This is a genomic window from Streptomyces sp. NPDC008317 (assembly GCF_042955955.1).
In the GTDB taxonomy this organism is placed as follows: Bacteria; Actinomycetota; Actinomycetes; order Streptomycetales; family Streptomycetaceae; genus Actinacidiphila.
Window position 1 is genome coordinate 70,434 of sequence record NZ_JBIBFQ010000013.1, and the last position, 18,163, is coordinate 88,596.

General features: G+C 74.6%; 15 protein-coding genes and 1 pseudogene. 7 read left to right on the top strand and 9 right to left on the bottom strand.

Features of this window, described 5'->3' with window-relative positions; genetic code table 11:
- The first annotated feature begins 89 nt into the window (after positions 1-89).
- Entirely contained in the window at positions 90-1,130 is a 1,041-nt protein-coding gene (locus ACFY9V_RS32625) for an aspartate-semialdehyde dehydrogenase (RefSeq protein WP_391049713.1), read from the top strand.
- 84 nt (positions 1,131-1,214) lie between these two features.
- Here ACFY9V_RS32625 and ACFY9V_RS32630 read toward each other — a convergent pair whose 3' ends face one another.
- A complete protein-coding gene (locus tag ACFY9V_RS32630) occupies positions 1,215-2,498 on the bottom strand; it encodes a M14 family zinc carboxypeptidase (protein WP_355341969.1) in 1,284 nt (427 codons plus the stop codon).
- Positions 2,499-2,803: 305 nt separating this feature from the next.
- Here ACFY9V_RS32630 and ACFY9V_RS32635 point away from each other — a divergent pair, with 305 nt between their 5' ends.
- A complete protein-coding gene (locus ACFY9V_RS32635) occupies positions 2,804-3,928 on the top strand; it encodes a ThiF family adenylyltransferase (protein ID WP_391128542.1) in 1,125 nt (374 codons plus the stop codon).
- Between the two features lie 387 nt (positions 3,929-4,315).
- Here ACFY9V_RS32635 and ACFY9V_RS32640 read toward each other — a convergent pair whose 3' ends face one another.
- The 3 genes from ACFY9V_RS32640 to ACFY9V_RS32650 all read right to left on the bottom strand — a co-directional run bounded on the left by ACFY9V_RS32640 (position 4,316) and on the right by ACFY9V_RS32650 (position 7,318).
- Positions 4,316-5,611: a M14 family zinc carboxypeptidase gene (locus ACFY9V_RS32640; RefSeq protein ID WP_391049704.1), complete on the bottom strand. Its 1,296-nt coding sequence runs from the start codon at positions 5,609-5,611 to the stop codon at positions 4,316-4,318.
- Positions 5,612-5,786: 175 nt separating this feature from the next.
- Entirely contained in the window at positions 5,787-6,509 is a 723-nt protein-coding gene (locus ACFY9V_RS32645) for a flavin reductase (RefSeq protein WP_391164040.1), read from the bottom strand.
- A 95-nt stretch (positions 6,510-6,604) separates the two neighbouring features.
- Entirely contained in the window at positions 6,605-7,318 is a 714-nt protein-coding gene (locus tag ACFY9V_RS32650) for a M15 family metallopeptidase (protein ID WP_391164041.1), read from the bottom strand.
- Positions 7,319-7,468: 150 nt separating this feature from the next.
- On the opposite strand from ACFY9V_RS32650, the gene ACFY9V_RS32655 reads away from it, so the two are divergent.
- Positions 7,469-8,500 (top strand): ADP-ribosylation family protein, encoded by a 1,032-nt coding sequence (locus ACFY9V_RS32655; RefSeq protein WP_391164042.1) that lies wholly within the window; start codon positions 7,469-7,471, stop codon positions 8,498-8,500.
- Positions 8,501-8,546: 46 nt separating this feature from the next.
- Here the strand turns inward: ACFY9V_RS32655 and ACFY9V_RS32660 are convergent, their stop codons facing one another.
- Positions 8,547-9,665, bottom strand: coding sequence for a MerR family transcriptional regulator (locus ACFY9V_RS32660; RefSeq protein ID WP_391164043.1), 1,119 nt, complete (start codon positions 9,663-9,665; stop codon positions 8,547-8,549).
- 212 nt (positions 9,666-9,877) lie between these two features.
- Here ACFY9V_RS32660 and ACFY9V_RS32665 point away from each other — a divergent pair, with 212 nt between their 5' ends.
- A complete protein-coding gene (locus ACFY9V_RS32665; RefSeq protein WP_391164044.1) occupies positions 9,878-11,134 on the top strand; it encodes an FAD-dependent oxidoreductase in 1,257 nt (418 codons plus the stop codon).
- Between the two features lie 28 nt (positions 11,135-11,162).
- Here ACFY9V_RS32665 and ACFY9V_RS32670 read toward each other — a convergent pair whose 3' ends face one another.
- Positions 11,163-11,612, bottom strand: coding sequence for a MarR family transcriptional regulator (locus tag ACFY9V_RS32670; protein WP_355342340.1), 450 nt, complete (start codon positions 11,610-11,612; stop codon positions 11,163-11,165).
- A gap of 250 nt (positions 11,613-11,862) precedes the next feature.
- Here ACFY9V_RS32670 and ACFY9V_RS32675 point away from each other — a divergent pair, with 250 nt between their 5' ends.
- Positions 11,863-12,405 carry an ion channel gene (locus ACFY9V_RS32675; protein WP_355341990.1) on the top strand — a complete coding sequence of 181 codons (543 nt, stop codon included), beginning with the start codon at positions 11,863-11,865 and terminating at the stop codon, positions 12,403-12,405.
- A 393-nt stretch (positions 12,406-12,798) separates the two neighbouring features.
- Here ACFY9V_RS32675 and ACFY9V_RS32680 read toward each other — a convergent pair whose 3' ends face one another.
- The gene (locus ACFY9V_RS32680; RefSeq protein WP_391164045.1) at positions 12,799-13,305 is read right to left on the bottom strand and encodes a macro domain-containing protein; all 507 of its coding nucleotides are present in this window, start codon (positions 13,303-13,305) and stop codon (positions 12,799-12,801) included.
- A gap of 47 nt (positions 13,306-13,352) precedes the next feature.
- Positions 13,353-15,443: a BTAD domain-containing putative transcriptional regulator gene (locus ACFY9V_RS32685; RefSeq protein ID WP_391164046.1), complete on the bottom strand. Its 2,091-nt coding sequence runs from the start codon at positions 15,441-15,443 to the stop codon at positions 13,353-13,355.
- 331 nt (positions 15,444-15,774) lie between these two features.
- On the opposite strand from ACFY9V_RS32685, the gene ACFY9V_RS32690 reads away from it, so the two are divergent.
- Positions 15,775-16,680, top strand: a complete 906-nt coding sequence (locus ACFY9V_RS32690; protein WP_355341999.1) for an alpha/beta fold hydrolase — start codon at positions 15,775-15,777, stop codon at positions 16,678-16,680.
- Between the two features lie 193 nt (positions 16,681-16,873).
- Positions 16,874-17,020: pseudogene (locus tag ACFY9V_RS32695) on the top strand (RNA polymerase subunit sigma-24); the annotation flags it as partial.
- 184 nt (positions 17,021-17,204) lie between these two features.
- Here ACFY9V_RS32695 and ACFY9V_RS32700 read toward each other — a convergent pair.
- Positions 17,205-18,077, bottom strand: a complete 873-nt coding sequence (locus ACFY9V_RS32700; protein WP_391164047.1) for a hypothetical protein — start codon at positions 18,075-18,077, stop codon at positions 17,205-17,207.
- Between the last annotated feature and the right edge of the window lie 86 nt (positions 18,078-18,163).

Consider the following 18,163-nt stretch of genomic DNA (forward strand, 5'->3'; position numbering starts at 1 on the left):
CTCGGGGGATACTCGACCGGGCGGGCACGCAGCCGTACGGAACGGCACACAGCCGTACGGAACGGCACACATCGATCGGAGAGAGCCGGATGAGGATCGGAATCGTCGGAGCGACCGGACAGGTCGGCTCGGTCATGCGCAAGGTGCTGGCCGAGCGCGCGTTCCCGGTGACGGAGCTGCGGCTGTTCGCCTCCGCCCGGTCCGCCGGGAGCACCCTGCCGTGGGCCGACGGCGAGATCACCGTCGAGGACGCGTCCACCGCCGACTACAGCGGCCTGGACATCGTGCTGTTCTCCGCGGGCGGCGCCACCTCCCGCGCCCTCGCCGAGAAGGTCGCCGCCCAGGGCGCGGTCGTCATCGACAACTCCTCCGCCTGGCGGCGCGACCCCGACGTTCCCCTGGTCGTCTCCGAGGTCAACCCGCACGCCATCGCCCACCGCCCCAAGGGCATCATCGCCAACCCGAACTGCACCACCATGGCCGCGATGCCGGTGCTGCGCCCGCTGCACGCCGAGGCGGGGCTGACCGCCCTGGTCGCCACCACCTACCAGGCCGTCTCCGGCTCCGGCCTGTCCGGCGTCGCCGAGCTGCACGGCCAGGCGACCAAGGTCGTCGAATCCGCCGACCAGCTCACCTTCGACGGCGACGCCGTCGCCTTCCCCGAGCCCGCCGTCTACGCCCGGCCCATCGCCTTCAACGTCGTCCCCCTCGCGGGCAACCTCGTCGACGACGGCAGCTTCGAGACCGACGAGGAGCAGAAGCTGCGCAACGAGTCGCGCAAGATCCTCGAGATCCCCGAGCTCAAGGTCTCCGGCACCTGCGTACGCGTCCCCGTCTTCTCCGGCCACTCCCTCCAGCTCAACGCCCGCTTCTCCCGGCCGCTCGGCGTCGCCCGTGCCTATGACCTTCTGCGGTCCGCACCCGGCGTCGAGCTCTCCGACATTCCCACGCCGCTTCAGGCCGCCGGGCGCGATCCGTCGTACGTCGGCCGCATCCGCCTCGACGAGACCGTCGAGAACGGGCTCGCGCTTTTCGTCTCGAACGACAACCTTCGCAAGGGGGCCGCTTTGAACGCCGTTCAGGTGGCCGAGCTCGTCGCCGCCGAGCTTGCCGCTACCGCGGCGCTCTAGACCCCCTCGGGCGTACGCCCCCAGCGCCCTGAAAGCACCGCCCTGCGCGAGGGCGGTGGGGTGGGGGCGCGCCCCGGAGGGGGGTCAGGTCTCGTTGAGGAGGCGGAAGGCGGCGAGAACTGTTTCCGACTGAAGGTCAACTTGGTCGGGGACCGGCACCCACGTCAACTCATGACCGGCGGCCAACTCGGCCGCCCAGCGGGCGTGCTGGGCGGAACAGACGCCGTGGAGGGTGCGCGCGGCGGAGCCGCCGCGGCCGTCGAGGAGGCGGAGCATGATCCCGGTGGCGCGCAGGGAGATGCGGCGGGCGGCGATGTCGAGGGCGTTGAGGTGCGCGAGGGTGAGGGGGACGGGGGAGGGGTGGAGCCCGTCCCAGTCGTCGGCGACGCTGCGCATGATGGCGGGCATGCCGCCCGTGATGCGCAGGAGGGGGCGGGTGGCCGGGGAGCCGGGGTCGGGGACCAGCGGCCGTACGGCGTCGAGCAGGGCGTGGGTACGGTCGGCGTGGCGGCGCAGAAGCGCGGCGAGAGCCGCGAGGGCGCGGGCCGGGTCCGGGTGCGCCGTGGTGTCGGCGACATCGCGGCTGGCCCACATCGGGACCTCGAAGAGCGCGGTCATCCCGCCGTAGCGGTGCGGGCGGATCCAGGTCGAGCGGTTGACGTCCTCGGGCAGGTTCTCGAACTGGGCGCGCTGGCCCGGCGCGGGCATCAGATAGACGCCGGGCCCCGACACCGTCCAGTACAGGGCGTCGTACGTGCCGGTCTGCACGGGCACGTCCCGCTCGGCGGAGAGCTTGCCGAGAGGCTCGGCCAACCCCGGTATGTCACGCGTGAGTTGGACCCAGCTGCCGCCGAGGTCGTTGCCGTGCAGCGAGCACTGCAACTCCGGCCGCAGCTCGTCGATGAGGCTCACCAGCGCCTGGGATTCGGGGAGTTGGTCGTCCGGCGGCCGGATCGACGGTGCCCACTCCGGCTGTTCGTCGGCGGGCGGACGGTACGCGTGCCGGAAGTGCTCGGCGGGCGTGCGCCGCACCGGCGGCCCGGCCTCGCTGCGTACGGTCCCGTCCGGGTCGAGACAGAGCAGGAAGTGCCAGGAGGCGCCCGCCCCGGAGTGCAGGCGGCTGTCGGCGGCGACCCGGTGCGCCAGCCGCAGCGCGGTCGCGGGCCCGACGCGCTCGTCGGAGTGCGGGCCCGCGACGACCAGGATGTGCCGTCGGCCGCGCCCGACGGTCAGCAGATGCAGCGGACGCCCCTGCCGGGACCGGCCGACCACCCGCAGGGTGCTCAGCACGGGCCGCGAGTACGCGAACGCGGAGGCCGCCGCTGCGACCTCCGCGACGCTGGGATAGGCGTCGGCGTCCGACGTCACGTGCCGTTGGAGTTGCTGTCGCCGGTGGTCTCTTCCTTGTCCAGCCGTCGGATGACGAGAGTGGTGTTCGCCACGGTGACTCCTCTCTGTCCAAGCAGGGTGCAGCGCTGAGGAGTTGAACGGTTTGGCCCCTGGATCCCCCACTGATTCCCCCGCACCTTGCCAAGGCTCCGGCGGCCCGGCGACAGTGTCAAGGTCCGTACGTACTCATGCGTACGGGCGGAGCACGAGGGGGTCGGCTGATGACGGCACCACCGCACACCGAACCGCACACCGATGACTCCGAGGCGCTGCTCAGGCCGCGGATCAAACCCGAACACCAGGCCTATCGCACCGCCGACGGCAACGTCAGGATCGGCAGTGTGATCTACGGGATCGGCGCCGAGATCGAGGACCCTGACGGCTGGATCTGGACCCTTACCGAGGCGATGGACGGCACACGCACCGCGGCGCAGATCGCCGCCGAAGTCGCCGCCGCGCACCCCCGCTTACTCCTGCCCGCCGCCACGATCGGCTCCGCGATGGCGGACTTACGGGAGGCGGGTTTCGTGGACGACGCGGCGGCGCCGCTGCCCGCGGGGCTCGTCGACCGCGACCGCGTACGGCACGCCCGCGGTGTCGCGCTGCTGCGCTGGATGGACCTCAGCTCACGGGCCAGCCCGTGGAACGCCCAACTGCGCCTGGCGGGCGCCCGCGTGCTGGTCCTCGGCGTCGGCGGTACGGGCGGCATGGCAGCGCAGGCGCTGGTCGCCTCCGGCGTGGGTCACGTCCACACCGTCGACCCCGACGTCGTGGAACTGTCCAACCTCAACCGGCAGACGCTCTACCGCGAGGCCGACATCGGGCGGCCGAAAGCCGACGCGGCGGTGGCCGCGCTGCGCGCCCTCAACTCCGATGTCACCGTCACCGGTGAACGGCGGGAGATCCGCGGCCCCGACGCCCTCGCCGCGCTCCTCGCCCCGGACGGCGGCGGCCGGTCACCGTACGATCTGCTGGTCCTCGGCGCCGACCGGCCGCCGGAGATCCGCCGTTGGGCCAACCGCGTCTGCATCGCCCTCAATCTGCCCTGGGTGGAAGGCGGTTACCGCGGCCCGCTGGTCACCGCGGGCGTCCACGTACCCGGCGACGGGCCCTGCTGGGAGTGCCAGCGCGCGGGCGAGGACGCACGGCGCGACCTGCGGCTGCGCCCCGGCCAGAGCGAGGACGCCGCCTCGCCCCGCATGCCGTGGAATCCGGCGAGCGCCGTCACCGCCGGTCTGTCCGGCACGCTCGTCGCCCACGCCGCCATCGCCCTGCTCACCGGCGTCCCGCGGATGCGCCCCGGCTTCCGCTACGGCATCAACCTCATGGCGCTCGGCGACCCCGTACTCCAACGCCACCCGCGCCGCCCCGACTGCCCGGCCTGCGGCCCGCTCGACCACCCCACGTAAGGGCCCAAGGCCCCATCGGCGGGTGGTGACCTGCGGAAGCGTCGTGCCCGAGCCCGCCCAACTGACCGGCTCGCCGCCCGGACGAAAGGCGGTGCGCCCCGTCAGGCGCGCGAGCACCCACCACCGGCGGGTGGCCCGGACACCGCCGGGCTGCCCCCCGGGGGCGGGTGGTGACGTGCGGGAGCGTGGTGGTCGGGCGCGCGGTTCCTCGGCCTTCGGCCGGGACGTGCCCCCGGCGCTCCTTCGGGGGCACGACCCGCCGTGCGAGCACCGCGCCACCGTCGTGGCCGAACGCGCGGTCCCTCCCCCCGACCTTCGACCGGGACGTGCCCCCGGCACGGTGCGCCGATCTCTCCGGGGTGCGGGCGGGGTCCTTGAGGGGGCGGGTCACCGCGTCGAGGCGAGGTCGACGGTTGCCAGGACGGTCCTGGCCTGGAGTTCAGCCTGGTCGCCGACCGGCACCCAGTGGGCGTCGGTCGCGGCCAGCAGGTCACGGGCGCCGGAGTCGATCCGGCGCTCCAGCCGGCCGCGCAGGCGGCCGTGGTCGCCGCCGGGGTCGCCCTCGCCGCCGCGCTCCTCGTCGAGCAGCCGCAGCAGCATCCCGGAGGCGCGCAGCGGCATACGGCGGGCGGCGATGTCGAGGGCGGCGACGTGGGCCATGGTCAGGGGGACGGGGGAGGCGTCGGCGAGCGTCTCGTAGTCGTCGGCGAGGCCGGAGAAGGCGCCGACGGCCTGCTCGACACCGCGCAGCAGCGGGCTGTGCGCGGCCTGCGGGGAGAGCAGGCGCCACGCGCGGTCCAGCGCCGACGCGGTGGCGGCGCCGTCCTTGCGCAGCCGGGCGGCGAGGGAGGCGACGGCCTGGGCGGGGCCGGGGTGCGCGTCCTGGTCGGCCACGCGCCGGGTGGCCCACATCGGGACCTCGACCACGGCGGTCAGCCCGCCGTGCCGGTGCGGGCGGGCCCAGGTGGAGCCCGCCGCGTTCTCCGGCTCGTCGGTGAACCGCCCGGGCGTGCCCGCGGGGGGCCGCACGAAGACGCCGGGCCCCGACCCGGTCCAGTGCAGCGCGTCGTAGGCGCCGGTCTGCACCGGGATCTCCAGTTCGGCCGCGTATTTGCCGAACGGCTCGGCCAGGCCCGGCACATCGGCGGTCAGCCGCACCCAACCGCCGCCGACGTCGGTGCCGTGCAGCGTGCACTGGAGGAACGGCTTCAGCTCGTCGATCGCCGCCAACAGGGCCATCGTCTCGGGGAGTTCGTCACCCGGCGCGCGGAAGGCCCCGGCCCGCTCGGGCTGATCGGCCGGCGCCGGGCGGTAGGTGTGCCGGTAGTGGACGGCGGGCGGCCGGGGCCCGGCCGGACCCGTCTCGTTGAGCACGGTGCCGTCGGGGTCGAGGCAGAGCAGGAAGTCCCAGGTCAGATCCGCGTCGGCCTGCCGCTGCCGGTCGGCGACCGCGTGCTCGGCCAGCCACAGCGCGCTCGCCCCGCCCGTCTGCTCGTCCGGGTGCGCTCCGGCCACCACCAGCACGTGCCGGCTGCCGTGTCCCACCGACAGGAGCCACAGGGGCCGCCCGGCCCGCGACTCCCCGGCCAGCCGCATCCGGCACAGGTCGGGATGCCGCCGGGTCAGTACGCGGGCCGCCGCCGCGACACCTGACACGGTCGGATACGCGTCTGGCCCGCGCATGACGGCTCCTCCTCGTCCCACATCCACGACCACGGCGGCGTCCACTCGCCGTGCCCACCCCCACCGCGCTCCGAACCGGCGCGCCGCGTATCGCACATCGCGCGCCACCGGCGGAGTAGCGGAGTTCGGGTGCCGTGGGCGCGCCACCCAAGGCTGTGCGGGCCGCCCCCGGGTGTCAAGAGCGCCCCGTGGCCCCCGAGTCGGCGCGCGACCGCCCGATGTCGGGCCCCCGGTAGAGGCGTTCGGGGATGGTGGCCAGCGCCGATTCCCGCAGTCGCGGGCCGAGCCCGTAGAAGTGCTGGAAACTCATCACCAGGGGCCGCCACATGTCCGGATCGATCCGGTCCCGCGTGCCCGCCGCCCGTACCTTGTCGTGCACCAGCACGCGCGTGATCCGTACCTCGAACACCACGATCCCGCCGCGCTGTTGAGGGTCGTCCTCGGCCAGCGGGTGGGTGGCCTCGACCACCGCCTCCAGCGCCACCGGGCACTCGGCGACGCGCGGCGCCGCGACCGTCTCCGACGCCACCGGGGTCAGCCCGGCCAGCTCGAACTTGCCGCCCTCGTAACGGTATCCGCGCCGCGCCTTCCCCTCGGGCACCGGATCGCGGCCGGTGGTCAGCGCCAGCCGGTCCACGGCCGCCGCCATCGAGTCCTCGGGCAGATTCAGTACGCACGCGCCGTCGCGCAGCAGATTGCGCGCCGTCTGCGACCGCGCCCCGAGCCCCAGCATCGCCCGCCACCCCAGCCAGAACACCGACGACATCGGCGCGAGATTCGCCGACCCGTCCTCGTTCACGGTGGAGAGCAGCACGACGGGCGTGCCGAAGTAGAGGATTCCGGGCTCGATGCGTGAGTGGACGGCGGGTGCGGTCGCCGCGGCGATCTCTGAGGTCATACGGTCAGTGTTGTGCGCGGGACCGCCGGTCGCTGGCGGGTATCGGACGTCGCGTACGGGGGCCCGTACGCCCCGGTACGGGAGTGTCGGCGGGGTCAGGAACCGGGCCGCTCGCGGGGGCCGTAGCGGGCGTGCGGCGCGCCCGTGGCGAGCGCCCAGTAGCGGTCGCCGTAGGACCAGTGCCACCACTCGGTGGGGTAGTTGACCAGGCCCGCGGCGGTGAGCGCGGCGGACAGCGTACGGCGGTTGGCGCGGGCCTCGGCCGACAGCCCCGGCGCGTCGGTGTAGCAGGCGCCCGCGCTCTCCTCGGGGTTGGCGTTCACGCGGGTGCCCATGTCCAGTTCGCGGCCGTCCGCGACGAGGGTGAGGTCGACGGCCGCGCCCGCGCTGTGCGGCGCGATCTCCGGCGGGGACACGTAACGGCTGGCGGCCTCCCTGATCCGCGCGGGCGTCCACTCCGGCCGCGCGGCGCGCAGCTGCGCCGAGTACCCCTCGAAATAGGCGCGTTGGAGGGACGGCGGCCGGTAGCCCTCCACGAACAGCAGGCCGACGCCGTCGGGCAGCAGCGTGCGCGCGTGCGCGAGCCGGGTCAGGACGCCCTCGCGCAGGTGGGCGAAGCTGCCGTCGTCGTCCTGGCGGCGCGGGTCGACGGCGCCGAGCGGTCCGTCCGTACCGGGGCCGCCGCTTCCTGCCCCGCCTTGTACGCCACCGCCCCGTACGCCGCCCCGCACGTCGAGCAGCGGCTCGTCGCAGTCCTCGACGGGGATGGCCGCGATGCGCGGGTCCGACATCAGCACGATTTCGCTCATGGTCCGATCATCGCCTGCCGCCCGCCCAAGTGCCGCGCCCGGCCCCGCCCCGCGCCCGGCCCCGCCACCGCCCCGGCTGCGCGGCCTTCGCTAGCCTGCGCGGGTCAGGGACAGAGCCGGGCGCGGGGCGTCGTCGAACGGGGCGGACGGATGAGCGAGCAGGAACGGGACCGGGAGCAGGAACGGGACCGGAACCGGGAGCAGGAACGGGACCGGGAGCGGCTGCGGGCGGCGGTCGAGGCGCGCGTGCTGGCCGACTGGGGGTTCGAGCTGCCGGACTCGCTGTTCCGGTTCCACGACTTCATCGGGTCGCTCGACCCCGTCGAGGCGTCGGCCTTCGCGGACCTGGAGCTGTGGCCGTACGGCGTGATGGACCTCTTCGACGCCCCCGGCGCGCGAGCCCGCGACGGCGTCGACATCCGCGCGCACGGCCGTTACTACCGCGACCCGCCGGAGTTCCTGACCTTCCTGCACGGCGGCACCGACGGCCTGCACTACGGCCTCTGGTACGACGACGGCCGCACCTGCGCGGGCGTCGGCTCGTACTACAACAACGACGACGGCGGCGGCATCGACCGCACCTGCCGCACCCCGCTGGAGGCGGTCCGCGTCACGCTCGAACGCCACTGGTACGACCTGCACGAGGACACCGGCCGGGAGCCGGAGGAGGTCGCGGAGCGTGCGCCGGGGATGGTCCGACTCCGGTCGAAAATCGGCGAGTTCGAGACCGGCGACCGTACCGCGACCGGCGCGGACTACGTACGCGCCCACACGTACGGCTACCGGCGCCCGCCGGTCGAGCCCGGCCGGATCACCACGCTCGACGGCGGCGGCGCCCTCGCGGCGGGCGAGACCGCACTCGGCCGCCCGCCGCACAACGGCGCGGACGAGCACGCCTTCGGCACGCACATGGCCGCGGTCTTCGCGGACCCCGGCGAGCTGGCGGCGGCCGTCGCCGAGGCGCGGCGGCGCCTCGCGGCCGGTGACCCGACGGAGGCGCTGGTCCTCGGCCGCGACCTGCACTGGGCCTCGGTCGGCGACGCGACCCGCGAGGGTCACGCCCATGAGCTGCTGGCCGCGGCCTACCGTGCCCTGGACCGGCCCGCGTTGGCCGCCGTCGCCGACGCGCACCACCGGCACCGGGACCTGCCGCGCGTGGACGTGCTGGAGCCCAAGTCCTAGGGCCCAAGTCCTAGGGCCCGTCCGGTGGATCAGCGGGCCATGGGCGTCAGGCGGGCAGCTCCACGACGTCCGCGACCACGCAACTGACGTTGTCCGGACCGCCGTTGCGGTTGGCGAGGGCCACGAGCGCGCGGACCGCGTCGTCGGGGTCCGGGGTCGTCACGAGCGTGGCGTGTACGTCGTCGGCCGGGACGACGGCGGACAGCCCGTCGGAGCAGAGGAGATAGCGGTCGCCGGGGCGGGCGTCCTGGAGCCGGATGTCGGCGCCCGCGCTCCCGTCGGTGGCCGGGCCGGTACCCGACAACGCCCGCGCCAGCAGGGACCGTTGGGGGTGGGACTCGGCCTCGGCCGGGCTGAGGCGGCCCTCGTCCACCATCGACTGGACCATCGTGTGGTCGTGGGTGATCTGGAAGAAGCCGCCGTCGCGCAGCAGATACGCGCGGGAGTCGCCGATGTGGACGAGGGCGAGCTGGGAGCCGGTCCAGAGCATCGCGGTGAGGGTGGTGCCGACGTGTCCCGGCTCGCGCTCGGCGGCGGCGACGCCGCGGACGGCCCGCCCGGCCTGCTCGACGGCGTCCTCCAGGGCATTCAGCAGCTCACCGGCGGGGACGGTGTTCGCGCCCGCGTCGAGGCGTTTCAGTACGTCGACGGCCGCGGCGCCCGCTGGGGCGCCGCCGGTCCCGAAGCCGTCGGCGACGGCGAGCAGGCGGGAGCCCGCGTAGGCGGTGTCCTGGTTGCTCTCGCGGACGAGCCCGGTGTCGGACAGGGCGGCGTAACGGATGCCGAGCGGTGCGGTGGCGGCTGACATGGCGGGGTCCTTCCAGGACAGGTAGTCGATGAGGAAGGCGGCCAGGTCCCGCCGGGCGGCGGTGTCGGCCTCGACGCGGGTCCAGTACGCGCGGACCGACAGGGCCGCGTCCCGGCCCTCCTGGGCGCAGACCTCCTGGATTCCGGCCAGCGGCATCCCGAGGCGGCGCAGCCACGCCACCAGGCGGGCCTTCTCCAGTTGCTCCGGTGCGTACCAGCGGTAGCCGGTCGCCGGGTCCACGCGGGCGGGGGAGAGCAGGCCCAGCTCGTCGTAGAGCCGCAGCGCCCGCTGCGACAGCCTGGCCGCCTTCGAGAAGGCCCCGATGCCCATCAGGCCGGGTCCCGTGTCCCGCTCCATGCCCGCGCTCCTCCGTCCCTCCTCGCGCCGGGCCTCCGTCCGGCGCGCGTCCGATGCTGGGGTCTTCCCCGACGTGAGAGTCAAGCAGTGTCCGCGGCCTTCCGCCTCTCCCGCCGTCCGCGCCCTCACCTGCACGGCTTTACGGTTCGCTCTACGAACTAATATGGTTCGTAGGACGAACGAAATGTCGAGGTGTGCGGGGAGTGGTGAACATGGCGGGTGCGGGTGCGGATTCAGGCGTCGGTGGTGGTGCTGGTGCGGGTACGGAGGGCGCGGCGCGTGCGGTGCGGACGGTCGCGGTCGTCGGCGGGGGGTACGGGGGCGCCGCCGTCGCCAAGGCGCTGGACCAGGACACGGACGTCGTCCTGATCGAGCCGAAGGACGCCTTCGTGCACGCGGCGGGCGCGCTGCGCGCCCTGGTCAGGCCCGACTGGGCGGCGAACATGTTCTTCCCGTACGACCGGCTGCTGGCGCGCGGCCGGGTGGTCCGCGACCGCGCGGCCTCGGTGGACCCCGGCGGCGTCACACTGGCCTCCGGCGCCCGCGTCGACGCCGACTTCCTCGTCCTGGCCACCGGCTCCGACTACGCCTTCCCGGCGAAGACCGAGACCGACTCCACGGCCGAGGCGCTGCGCAGACTGCGCGTCGGTCACGACGAACTGGCGCTGTCCGAGCGGGTGTTGATCGTCGGCGCGGGCCCCGTCGGGCTCGAACTCGCCGGTGAGATCAGGGCCGTGTGGCCGGACAAGCACATCGTCGTCCTCGACCCGGCCGAGCGGTTGCTGTCCGGTTTCATGCCGGAGCTTCGGGACGACCTGCTGCGCCAACTGGACGCGCTGGACGTCGAATTGCGCCTCGGTACGACCCTGGCCGCGCAGCCGCCGACCGAGCCGGGGCAGGCGAAGACGTTCACGGTCGCCACGTCCTCCGGTGACCAGGTCACCGCCGACATCTGGTTCCGCTGCTACGGCGTACGCGTCAACAGCCACTACCTCTCCGACGGCCGCCTCACCGCCCGTACGGCCAAGGGGCAGGTCCGCGTGACCGACACGCTCAACGTCCATGGCAACGGCGGGACGTACGACCACGTCCACGACCGCGTCCACGACCGCGTCCACGTCCACGACCGCGTCCACGACCACGTCCACGTCCACGACCACGTCTACGCGCTCGGCGACCTCACCGACCTCGCCGAGGCCAAGATGGCGGGGTACGCCATGAAGCACGCCGCCGTCGTCGCCGAGAACATCCTCGCCCAGGTGCGCGGCGAACGGCCCTCGGCCGTCTACCGGCCCTCGCCCGTACCGTCCGTCCTGTTGCCGCTCGGGCCCGGCGGGGGTGTCGGCCAGACCCTGTCCGACGACCGGCCGACCCCCGTACCCGTGCTCCTACCGGCCGAGCGGGTGGCCGCGTACAAGGGGCGGGATCTGCTCGTGGGGCGGTTCGCGGCGCTTTTCGGCACGGGCTGAGCCTTCGGGTACGGGACGTGGCGCGTGCTCAGTGCGCGACGGGGCCCTCGTCCAGTTCGAGGAAGACGGCGGGCACCTTGTTGTCGCGGACCACGCGGCTGAGCAGACCCGCGAGCGTGACCCGTTCCGCCTCGGTCAGGCCGGACGGCAACTCCTCGACGCGGCGGCAGGTGTCGGCGTAGAACGCGTCGACCAGCGACCGCCCTTCGGCGGTGAGCGCGACCCGTACCGCGCGGCCGTCGCTCGGATCGGCCTCCCGCCGTACCAGCCCGCGCTGCGCGCAGCGGTCCACAAGACCGGTCAGGCTCGACTTCGCCAGCCCCAGGATGCTGCCCAACTCGCCCATTCCCAGGGGCTGTCCCATCAGCACGCACAGCAACTGCCCCTGCTGCGGCGTCAGTCCGTACCCCCGGCCCGCCTCCGCGTACACGGCGTTTACCAGGAAGGAGGAGCGCACCAATGCGGTGACGACTCCCATGTGCTCGCCCGCGTCCTTCCCCATACGGCCAGCCTACGGGATAGGGGCGATCGGGTGGTGGTTCGTGACGCGAACTATGGAAGGGGTGGGAGGGGGAGGAGGGGAAATAGGGAACGCGGTGCGTTCCCGTTCGGCCCCGTCCTTTCCCGTGCGTTCCCGTCCGTTCCCGTTCGGACCCGGCCGGATTGCCGCCGGGGCGCGGGCGTCGGACGATCGAGACCGGCGGTCCGTCCGGCGAGGGAGTGATGCGATGAGCGCGCGGCGGCTGGCCGACCTCGACCGCCCCGAGCGGCGCCGGGCGATGGCCGCGAGTGTGGTCCGCTGCGTGCTGTCCACGGCGGCGATCCTGGTCCTGTACTACTTCCTGCCGCTCAACGGCGGCCGTCCCGACGCCGCCGCCCTGATCCGGCTCGGCATCGGCGCCGTCGTCTTCGTCGCGGTCATGCTCCTCGAACTCCGCCGCATCCTCCACGCCGATCTTCCTCAGCTCCGCGCCGTGGAGACCCTCGTCGTCACCTTCGCCTTCTTCCTCGCGCTCTTCGCCAGCGCCTACGTCTCCCTCTCCCACCTCTCACCCGGCAGCTTCACCGAGCCGGTCGACCGCACCGCCGGGCTCTACTTCGCCATCGTCACCCTCGGCACCGTCGGCTACGGCGACATCGCCCCCACCAGCGATTTCGCCCGCATTCTCGTCAGCGTCCAGGTCCTCATCGACCTCGTCTTCCTCGCCTTTCTGCTCCGCCTGGTCATCGACCTCACCCGCCTCACCCTCCACCGCGACCAGCCCCCCTGACGAGGGGTCCCGCCCCCTCCCGGCCCGGCCCCCGCTTTCCCGCCCCCCGGGTCCGGCAGGGCTTCCCCGCGCAGTTCCCCGCGCCCCTTCGGCGGCCCGCTGGGCCTCGCCGGTCGGTTCGGGGCGGTCGCGGTGGTTTCCGGGCCGCCGGGCCGGTGGGGGTTGTCCGCGCAGTTCCCCGCGCCCCTTCGGGGCACGACCCGCCGTGCGAACGGCGCGCCACCGCCGTGGCTGTCCGCGCCGTTCCCCGCGCCCCTGTGGGGTTCGGCCTCGTGCGGGGTGGGTGGGTCGAGGTTTTTAGGGGCGCGGGGCTGTGTGTTATTGGCGGCTGGTGCCGCGTGGGCGCGACGCGACACGACGGGGCTGAGTGTCGCCACGGGTCCCGGGGAGGGGTCAGGCTTCGGCGAGGGCGGTGGTGAGGACGGCGTGGGAGGGGCGGTCGAAGGCCATGAGGCGTACGTGTTCGACGCGAGTCGACGCGTGGGTGAGGACGGCGACGGCGATGCGAGCCGCCTGGTCGGCGGGGAAGCCGAAGATGCCGGTCGAGATGGCGGGGAAGGCGAGGGTGGAGACGCCGAGGGTGTCGGCCACTTCGAGGCAGCGGCGATAGCAGGAGGCGAGGACGTCGGCCTCGCCGGAGGCGCCGCCCTTCCATACGGGACCGACGGTGTGGATGACGTGCCGGATCGGGGGGTCGAGGTCGAACCCGGGAGTGGCGACGGCGTCCCCCCGCGCGCAGGGCGCCACGGCGGCGCCGGCCTCGGCGAGACGGGGGCCGGCGGCCCAGTGGATGGCGCCGTCGACTCCGCCGCCGCCCTGGAGGGACTCGTTGGCGGCGTTGACGATGGCGTCGACGGCCTGTTTGGTGATGTCGCCCTGGACGACCTCGATGTGGACCATGGACTGATGATGGCGGGGGAAGGCGGGTCGGGGCGCGTCGAATTCGGTCAGGGGGTCCGCAGGGCGGCGGCCAGGTCGCGCAGGTGGCTGTCGACGGGGCCGAGGCTCAGGAGTCCGCTGGCGGCGCCGGCCAGCTCACCTGCGGCGGGCAGCAGTTCGGCGTGGGCCCGCCGCTTGGCTGGCGGGGAGTCGAGTGCGAGGGCGGCGCGGGCGGTGAGGGTCCACATGGCTTCGTAGAGGAGGTCGTGCGGGGGCGCGGGGGCACCCCGGAGGGCGACGGCGGCCTCGGGGCGGCGGTCCTCGGCGAGCAGGAGGAGGGGGCGGACCCACGGGACGTACGGGCCCCAGTCGGCGTCGGTCCGCGCGAGGACGAGCAGGTCGCGGCCGTGCCGGAGCCGCAGGCACAGAAGGGCGAGGGGGAGGAGCCCGCGCTCCAGCCCCGGCATCCCGGCGCCCGTCAGCTCGGCGGCGGCATCCCCGTACGCGGCCTCGGCCGCCTCGAAGGTCCCGGTCTCCGCGAGCCGCAGCGCCCCGTACCACCGGGTGAACACCCCGACAAGCGGCAGCTCATGACGCTCCGCCAGCCGGTCGGCGGCGGCGGCGTGCTCGTCCGCCGCCCCGAAGTCACCCCGTGCGCAGGCCGCTTGGAGCCGGATGAGCCGGCCGAGCACCTCGGACGTGAACAGGCCGTGCCGCGCGGAGAGTTCGACCAGCTCCGCGCCGATCGCATCGCGTTCCGGTGCCAGACCCGCCCGCTGAAACGTCTGCATGAAGGTCGCGTTGAGCGCGAACGCCAGCAGCACCGGATCGTCCAGCCGCCGCGCCGCCTCCTGCGCCAACCGGGCCGCCTGCGCCCCGCGCCCGCCGCCACCGCCCCCGCCGCCACCGCCCCCGCCGCCGACGTTCGCGCCGCCGACGTCCGCGCCCCGCGTCTCCAGCGCGATCGTCGCCAACAGCCGTGCGCGCAGGGCCTCTTCGGCGGGGCCCGGCGGCAGGGCCGTGAGGGTGCGTTCGGCGGCGGCCACCACCTGGGCGGCTTGGGCGGGGTCGTCGAGGCGGGTCCAGACGGCGGGGACGTCGTAGGCGCCGATGACGCGGGCGCAGAGGTGGGGGTCGCCGAGTTCTTCGGCGGCGGAGACGGCGGCGAGGCGGTGGCGGCGGGCGGACCGGAGCCCGTCGCCACCGGTGACGGCGAGGCCGCGCAGGAGGGTGACGGTGGATTCCAGGCGGGCGCGGGCGCCGGTGGGGACGGTGCGGTCGTAGGCGGCGGTGGCCTCGGCCCAGACGCGTTCGGCGCCGCCCGCGCCGGGGTCGAGGCGGTCGTCGTCCTGCCGGAGGATGTCGGCTTCGAGGGCGCGCAGGCCGGGCCCGGGGTCGACGCCGAGCTGTTCGACCAGGAGGGCGCGGGCGCGGCGCAGTACGGCCAGGGCGTCGCCCTGGCGGCCCGAACGGTAGAGGGCGAGGGCCAGCAGGCGCCAGGCGTCCTCGCGCCAGGGGTGCTCCGCCGCGTGGGCGTCGAGGTCGGCGGCGGCCTCGGCGGCCAGGCCGAGGGAGAGGCGGGCCTCGGCCCGGCGTTCCACGGCGTGCAGCCGCAGTTCGGCGAGGCGCGAGCGTTCGGCGCGGGCCCACGGCTGGTCGGCGAACTCGGCGTACGCGGGCCCGCGCCACCACCCCAACGCCCGCTGGAGCAGGGCGAGTACGTCCTTCGGCGGCAGCCCGGCGGCCTCGGTCACGGCCTGCTCGAAGCGCCACGCGTCCACCGTGTCGGCCGCGGCGCGCAGCGCGTACCCGGGGCCCTCGGTGACCAGCAGCCGGGCGGGCGCGCGCGGCGGCCGGTCGGGTTCGAGGGTGCGGCGCAGGGCCGCGACGAAGGTACGGAGGGTGCCGACGGGGTCGGCGGGCGGCGCGGGGGAGTGGCCGGGACCCGCGCCGTCGTTCCCCGGCCGCTCCGGCCACAGGTCCTCGACCAGCCGGGCGACCGGTACGACGCGGCGGCGGGCGATGACCAGGCGGGCCAGTACGGCCCGGTGCCGTGGCCCCCTCAGCGCGAGGGCCGCACCGCGTACCGCCTCGTCCGGGCCGTCCCCGCTCTCGGCCCAGGCCGCCACCGGCCCCAGCACGCCGAACGCCACCCGCACCGCGTACCGCCTCTCCGGGAGTTCCCCCAGGTCACGGTAGCGCGCTCATCGGCTGCTCATCCGCCGCCCACACGCTGGAAGCACGAGCCCGTTGACGCGCCAGGCCCGCGTACGACCCGGACCGCGTACGCGCACAGACCGCGTATACGCCCGGACCGCGTACGCGCACGGCCCGCGTACGGACCAGGACCGCCTACGGACCAGGCCCGCGTACGGACCAGGCCCGCGTACGGACCAGGACCGCCTACGCGCCCGGCTCGCGTACGACCGACCGGCACCGCCGCGTACGGGGCACGGCCCGCGTACGTCCACCCACCGAAAGGGGCACCCCATGCCACCCGCCATCCCCGGCTTCGACCTCCGCCGCGTCCCCGCGGCCGACGGCGTCACCCTCACCGCCGCCGTCGGCGGCTCCGGGCCGCCCGTCGTCCTGCTGCACGGCTTTCCGCAGACCCACCTGATGTGGCGGCACGTGGCCGTCGACCTCGCCGCCGACCACACCGTGATCTGCCCCGACCTGCGGGGTTACGGCGCGAGCGACAAGCCGGCCGAGGCCGACGACACGGCCGGCCCCGCCGGGACGGCACCAGCCGTCTACGCCAAGCGCACCATGGCCGCCGACATCGTGGCCGTGGCCGCAGCCCTCGGCCACGACCGCTTCGCGCTCGCGGGCCACGACCGCGGCGCCCTGGTCGCCTTCCGCGCCGCCCTCGACCACCCGGGAACGGTCACGCACCTCGCCTGCCTCGACGTCCTGCCCACCCTCGACATGTGGGACGCCATGCACGGCACCACGGCCGCCGTCGGCTTCCACCTCTACCTGATGGCGCAGCCGCCCGGTCTGCCCGAGCGGATGATCGCCGCCGACCCCGACCTCTTCTTCGGCCACTTCCTGGACCTGTGGGTCCGGGCTCCCGAGGCCGTCCCGGCCGACGTGCGCGCCGTCTACCTGGCCGCCTGCCGGGCCGCGATCCCCTCGATCGTCGCGGACTACCGGGCCTCGGCCGGTATCGACGTCACCCACGACGCGGCCGACCGCGCCGCGGGCAACCGGCTGCGTATGCCCGTCGCCGTCCTCCAGCAGGACTGGGGCGCGGCGCTCGGGTTCGACGCCGCCGCGCTGTGGTCCGCGTGGGCCCCCGACCTCCGGCACACCACGGTCGACACCGGCCACTTCATGGCGGAGGAGTCCCCGGCGACGGTCGTCACGGCCCTCCGCGACCTCCTCGCCCGCTGATCCGGAGGCCCGCCCGCCGGAACACGACGCGGTCGGGGACGCGTGGCGGGCCGTGGCGGCCCGACGGGACCCGTGCCCGTCGGGGGTGCGGTGCCGCCGGTTTCCGGCTCCGGCGACGGTCAGACGGTGAAGATCCGTTCGGCCTGGTCGCGGTGGGTGTGCAGGTCCCCGTACACGGGGGAGATCTGGTCCGCGGTCGCGGGTCGGCGACCCGCGGGCGTACCTCGTACGGGTCGTCATGCGGCAGCCGCTCAACCGGCTGCGCACGCTGGCGCGCCGCCGCGAGGAGTACGTCGGCGAGTGGCTGCCGGAGCCGCTGCTGACGGCCCCCGACGTCGCCTTCGTCGCCGTTGCCGACGGCCCCGCCCCCGCCTCCCGCGTCCCCGTGCACGGGGACGCCCGCGTCGCGGCCCTCCTCGCCGGCCCCGGCCGCCACGCGGTGGCCAACCCCGAGAAACTCACCCGCCTCGGCCCCGTTCCGACCCGCCTCGCCCGCTGAGGCGGGTCGGGACGGCGCCGGTGCGTCAGCCCACCGGCCGGTAGTGCTGGAGGTAGAGGAAGATCGACTTCCAGCCGCTGCCGACGTTGAGGACGTGGAGCCGGCCGCCGGAGGGCCCGAGGTCGAGGGCGGTGATGCCCTCGACCTCGTCGTCGGGCTGGACGTCCTGGGTGAAGGCGCGGGTGACGGTGCCGGTGGCGGGGTCGATGGCGTAGACGGCCTTGTCGCCGTCGCCGTCCACGGAGGCGTAGAGGGAGCCGTCGAGCATGGTGGCGCCCTGGATGCGGCTGAGGGGGCGGGAGAGGCGGACGGTGGTGGCGACGGGGAGTTCGGCTCCGGCGGGGAGCGAGAGGAGGTCGCTGAGGCGGTAGCCGACGAGTTCGTCGGTGCCCTGGGCGCTGTCCTGGTTCCAGGGGGCGGTCCAGACGAGGCCGGTGGCCGGGTCGACGGCCACCCACGGGACGCCGCCGGGCAGCAGCGCGAGGGGCAGGCGTACGTAACGGCCCGTCCAGCTCAGGTCGTTGGCGGAGTACAGGGCGAGCAGCGGATTCCGGTAGCCGTTGCCGTCCTCGATCGGGGCGACGACGTAGCCCCCGTACACGTCGATGTCCCCGATGTGGTCGGAACCGTAGGCGCCGCTCAACGCACCAGGAATGGCAAGGGCGTTGGAGGCCGTCTCGTGGTTCCCCTCGACCGTCGCCTTGTCGAGGCTGTACGTGCCCGAGTAGTAGAAGTACGTGCCGTCGGTGGCGATGCCCTGCCCGCGCTCCAGGGCGGTGATGCCCGTCCAGGTGGAGTACGCGGGAAGGCGCTGCCAGGTCGTCGCGTACGCCGCCTGCGGCAGCAGCGCCAGGGTGGCCGCGACGGCCACCGTGCTTCCCGCTCGCCAGATCTTCATCAGCCCGAACCTCCATGTCGACCGCTGACAAGGCCAGTTGGCCATCGGCGGCATCCATTGGAGCAGCGGGGCGGCGGACAAGCCCA

Excerpts from the sequence above, each read along its gene's own strand:
- ACFY9V_RS32625 (WP_391049713.1), top strand. The coding sequence starts at position 90 with ATGAGGATCGGAATCGTCGGAGCGACCGGACAGGTCGGCTCGGTCATG.
- ACFY9V_RS32640 (WP_391049704.1), bottom strand. The coding sequence starts at position 5,611 with ATGCGCGGGCCAGACGCGTATCCGACCGTGTCAGGTGTCGCGGCGGCG.
- ACFY9V_RS32645 (WP_391164040.1), bottom strand. The coding sequence starts at position 6,509 with ATGACCTCAGAGATCGCCGCGGCGACCGCACCCGCCGTCCACTCACGC.
- ACFY9V_RS32650 (WP_391164041.1), bottom strand. The coding sequence starts at position 7,318 with ATGAGCGAAATCGTGCTGATGTCGGACCCGCGCATCGCGGCCATCCCC.
- ACFY9V_RS32655 (WP_391164042.1), top strand. The coding sequence starts at position 7,469 with ATGAGCGAGCAGGAACGGGACCGGGAGCAGGAACGGGACCGGAACCGG.
- ACFY9V_RS32660 (WP_391164043.1), bottom strand. The coding sequence starts at position 9,665 with ATGGAGCGGGACACGGGACCCGGCCTGATGGGCATCGGGGCCTTCTCG.
- ACFY9V_RS32665 (WP_391164044.1), top strand. The coding sequence starts at position 9,878 with ATGGCGGGTGCGGGTGCGGATTCAGGCGTCGGTGGTGGTGCTGGTGCG.
- ACFY9V_RS32670 (WP_355342340.1), bottom strand. The coding sequence starts at position 11,612 with ATGGGAGTCGTCACCGCATTGGTGCGCTCCTCCTTCCTGGTAAACGCC.
- ACFY9V_RS32675 (WP_355341990.1), top strand. The coding sequence starts at position 11,863 with ATGAGCGCGCGGCGGCTGGCCGACCTCGACCGCCCCGAGCGGCGCCGG.
- ACFY9V_RS32680 (WP_391164045.1), bottom strand. The coding sequence starts at position 13,305 with ATGGTCCACATCGAGGTCGTCCAGGGCGACATCACCAAACAGGCCGTC.
- ACFY9V_RS32690 (WP_355341999.1), top strand. The coding sequence starts at position 15,775 with ATGCCACCCGCCATCCCCGGCTTCGACCTCCGCCGCGTCCCCGCGGCC.
- ACFY9V_RS32700 (WP_391164047.1), bottom strand. The coding sequence starts at position 18,077 with ATGAAGATCTGGCGAGCGGGAAGCACGGTGGCCGTCGCGGCCACCCTG.